Consider the following 3,904-nt stretch of genomic DNA (forward strand, 5'->3'; position numbering starts at 1 on the left):
AAGGGGTGGTGCTTCCTCCGTTGTCACCCGAAATTCCGTGAGGGTGTTTGCCCCGAAGGTCAGGGTCAGCGGCACGTCGGCCGCATCGCGTCCGTAGGCGATCAGGAGGGCCTGTCGCAAAGTTTTTGAGGTTCACGGCTCGTTAGGCATACGGGCGGAGGTTGCGCCTCCGATCCCGGAGGCCGCCCATGATCCTCAGCGCCATAGCCGCCAAGCTGAAGCGCCGGTCCAAGGCCGACTTCAAGGGCCGGCACTTCGAGGCGGCGCTGATCGTCCAGGCCGTCTCCTGGTACCTGCGCTATCCGCTCAGCTATCGCGCCATCGAGGAGCTGTTCCTCGAACGTGGCCTGGAGGTGGATCACAGCACGCTCAATCGCTGGGTTCTCACCTACGCTCCGCTGATCGAGAAGCGGCTACGCGCATTCCGCCAGCCGCATTGCGGGTCGGTCCGGATCGACGAGACTTATGTGAGGATCCGCGGGCAGTGGCGCTACCTATACCGGGCCGTCGACAAGCACGGCGAGGCGGTCGACTTCCTGCTCACCGCCAACCGGGACCTCGACGCCGCCAAGCGGTTCTTCCGCAAAATCCTGGCAGATCAGCCCCTTCTCGCCCCAGACCGGATCGGCACGGATGGCGCCGGAACCTATCCGCCCGCCATCGTGGCTGCGAGGAGTGACGGCCTTCTGCCCCGCACGCCGATCCACTACGTGACCAAGCACCTTCAGCAGGGCATCGAGAGCGACCACTTCCGGCTGAAGAAGAACATGCCGCGGGTCGGCGGCTTTCGCTCCTTTGCCACAGCCCGACGCACCATCCAGGGCTTCGAGGCGATGCTGTGGCTGCGCAAGGGCTTTGGCTTTGCCGGCGCGTGGACCGTGTGCGAGCAGAACCGGCTGCTCGGGGTCTGCTTCGGACTTCAAAAGGTTAACGAAGTCTGAAACCGAGGCAATTCTCGCCTCTCCTGCGGCCTATGGCACGGCTTGCGACAAGTCCGGATCTGGCGGGTCTAGTCGACGATGTGGTAGCCGCCATCCACATAGAGGGTTTCGCCTGTGATCAGGCGCGCTGCGTCGTGCGCGAGGAAAGCGGTCGCAACTCCGACGTCAAGGACCGAAACCAGACTCCGGGCAGGCGCCTTCCCGCGGGCCTTGTCGAGCAACTTGTCGAAGTCGGTGATCCCTGACGCCGCGCGGGTCTCGAGCGGCCCGGGAGAAATAGCGTGCACGCGGATGCCCTTCGGTCCGAGCTCGGCAGCGAGATAGCGGACCGTGCTCTCCAACGCCGCCTTGGCGACGCCCATGATGTTGTAATTTGTGACAACCCTTTGGCTGCCGTAATAGGTCATCGTGAAAAGCGAGCCACCCCTGGTCATCAGCGGCTCAGCCAAATGGGCCATGCGGATGAAGCTCCAGCAGGACACGTCCATGGTCGTGAGGAATCCGTCGCGGGACACGTCCACGACACGGCCTTGAAGCGCCTCCTTCGGCGAGAACGCGATGGAATGGACGACAAAGTCGATTGCACCCCACTCCTTGCTGATGCGGTCGAACACGTTCTCCAGCTGTCCGGGCACGTTGACGTCAAGGGGCATCACGATCTGAGCTTCGAGGGCGTCTGCGAGGGGCTGGACGTACTTTTTTGTCTTATCATCGAAATAGGTTATGGCGAGATCGGTCCCGAGGGCCCGGAATGCCCGGGCACATCCCCAGGCAATGGAGTTCTCGTTCGCGATACCAACGATAAGGCCTCGCTTGCCCTCGAGCAGCTTGGCCTTTGCGGCCGGTATGAGGGGCGACCGTCTTGGAATTGAGAACTTGATCGGCTCGCCTCGTCGGTATTGCTCGGCGAGCTCACTGAGGGTGCTGAACGCCCCCCGGCTGTCCTGGGCGTCGTCCACGCGAGCGATCTCCCGGCCGTCGGCCATGAAGCGGCCTTCGCCCCATGGGGCGACGTCGATGACGTACCGGCTGCCGCCCGCGTCGGCGACGAACTCCTGAACCGTGGCGCCCTTGCCGACCGGGAAATCCGCGTTCGCTGTCCAGGAGAGCGGGTCCTGGCCGGACATTCCGGTGGAATTGAGAGCCATGGCTGTTCTCCAGACGCGAGGGCGAGGCTTCGCTCAGCACTGGCCCGACCGCCGGTGACCAGGCTGTCAGACCCCGGTCTTGTCGATCGCGAGTTGCGCGTCGCCCGCATGCGCCGAAACCGAGTTGGAATGGTAGGTTCAGTCGAGTGTCGCCACAAGGCTCTATCCAATCGAACTCGGGCGTCAGATATGGTGCGAATGCTTCGTGGTTGGCATCGGCCAGTTCTCAGGCGCCCTCCCCAGTGAGAACAACAACTGAGCGTCCCTCTGCCCAGTACTTCCGACCGACCAGCGAGGGGCCGCCTGCCACGGGACAAGTGCGTACCAAGCGTCAGATTGCGCGTGCGAGGCTCATGACAGTGATCCTTCTCGTTTGGCGCTCTTACGGCGCCGGTGAGAAGGAGAATGGATCGCAGCGGATAGCTTGAAAATTGGGCTGAAGCTCGGTTTAGATATGCCATTATGGAACAGATCGGCCTCGATCGCCTCACCGGCATCATCGCCTTCGCGCGCTCCGCCTCGCTCGGCAGCTACACGGCCGCGGCGCGCTCGCTCGGCATCTCATCTTCGGCCGTCAGCAAGAGCGTGCAGCGGTTGGAGGAGCGGCTCGGCCTGAGCCTGTTCACCCGCACCACGCGCTCGCTGACGCTGACGCCGGAAGGCCGCGATTTGCACGAGCGGGCGCTGCGCCTACTGCGCGAGGCCGAGGAGATCGAGCAGGCCGCCGCGGCGGCGCGCTCGGAGCCAGCCGGCACCTTGAGGGTCACGGCACCTTTTCCGATTGGCATGCACCTGCTTGCCCCGGCGCTGCCGCGGTTCCGCGAGCGCCACCCAAAGCTGTCAGTCGATCTGCGACTGAGCGACCGCTACGCAGACTTGATTGAGGAGGGCATCGATGTCGCCATTCGCGTGGGCGAGCTCTCGGACACCCGCCTGATCTCCCGGCGCCTCGCGCCGCACCGGCTCTGCGCCTTCGCCGCGCCGGACTACCTGGCCCGCAAAGGCACCCCAGCGCATCCGGACGAGTTGGTCCACCACGACTGCGTGAACTTCCGCTTCCAGAGCACGGGCCAGGCCCTGCGCTGGCCGTTCCGGATCGGGGGACGAGTTGTGGAGATCACGCCCGAGGCTGGCATCGTCACGGATTTCAGCGACGCGGTAGCGGCAGTCTTGGTGGCCGGCGGAGGCATCGGCATCTCGCCTACCTATGTTGCCGCCTCATACGTCGCGGGTGGCGCACTGGTCCCGGTTCTGCGGGAGTTTGCGGTCGAGCGCTCCGTCATCACGGCGCTATGGCCGGAGAGCCGAGGTGGCAACCCGAATGTGAAGGCCTTCCTCACCTTTCTGGCCCAAGTTTTTCCGTCCCCCGCTCCATGGGACACGTTGTTGGCCGAACTGCCTCGGTGAAGGCTCCCGCTGATGTCACAGCACTTGCCGCGTTGGTTGCCCAAGCTCAACACCGTGCTCATCCAGCCGCGCAGCGCCTCTCGCGAGGCCGTGAACTGATGCCGCTCGTGCAGCATCTCAGTGGCAGGGGCTGGCCAGGCGGCAGATGCACTTTTCATTGGCTGCCTCCTCAATAGTCTTCAGGCGGTCGCACCTGTCCGAGCCGCTCGCGTCTCTGTGCCGGAGATCCACCTGAGGCTCATTCAGCGTTCCAATAGGGCTTGCCCTAACGGACCGCTTCGGATGACGCAGACCGCCATGTAAGAAAAACGACGGTTTTCCAGGCACTTAAACCTGTTAGGTTTGTGTGTCTGGAAATCAAAACGCCGCGCAATCCCGGCCCATTCGCACGGATTGGTCGCTATGGAG

3 protein-coding genes are annotated in these 3,904 nt (G+C 63.9%); 2 read left to right on the forward strand and 1 reads right to left on the reverse strand.

What is annotated here, in order from left to right:
* Positions 1 to 188: 188 nt before the first annotated feature.
* The gene (locus WDW90_RS35505; protein ID WP_336492442.1) at positions 189 to 941 is read left to right on the forward strand and encodes an IS6 family transposase; all 753 of its coding nucleotides are present in this window, start codon (positions 189 to 191) and stop codon (positions 939 to 941) included.
* Positions 942 to 1,009: 68 nt separating this feature from the next.
* On the opposite strand, the gene fabI is transcribed toward WDW90_RS35505, so the two are convergent.
* Positions 1,010 to 1,810: an enoyl-ACP reductase FabI gene (gene fabI / locus WDW90_RS35510; protein ID WP_431311194.1), complete on the reverse strand. Its 801-nt coding sequence runs from the start codon at positions 1,808 to 1,810 to the stop codon at positions 1,010 to 1,012.
* Positions 1,811 to 2,551: 741 nt separating this feature from the next.
* Here fabI and WDW90_RS35515 point away from each other — a divergent pair.
* Positions 2,552 to 3,496 carry a LysR family transcriptional regulator gene (locus WDW90_RS35515; protein ID WP_336492444.1) on the forward strand — a complete coding sequence of 315 codons (945 nt, stop codon included), beginning with the start codon at positions 2,552 to 2,554 and terminating at the stop codon, positions 3,494 to 3,496.
* Positions 3,497 to 3,904: the final 408 nt, after the last annotated feature.

The organism is Methylobacterium nigriterrae, from assembly GCF_037106235.1.
Lineage (GTDB): Bacteria > Pseudomonadota > Alphaproteobacteria > Rhizobiales > Beijerinckiaceae > Methylobacterium > Methylobacterium nigriterrae.

Bases quoted from the DNA above. Each gene is read 5' to 3' on its own strand.
- WDW90_RS35505 (WP_336492442.1), top strand. From the start codon at position 189: ATGATCCTCAGCGCCATAGCCGCCAAGCTGAAGCGCCGGTCCAAGGCC.
- WDW90_RS35515 (WP_336492444.1), top strand. From the start codon at position 2,552: ATGGAACAGATCGGCCTCGATCGCCTCACCGGCATCATCGCCTTCGCG.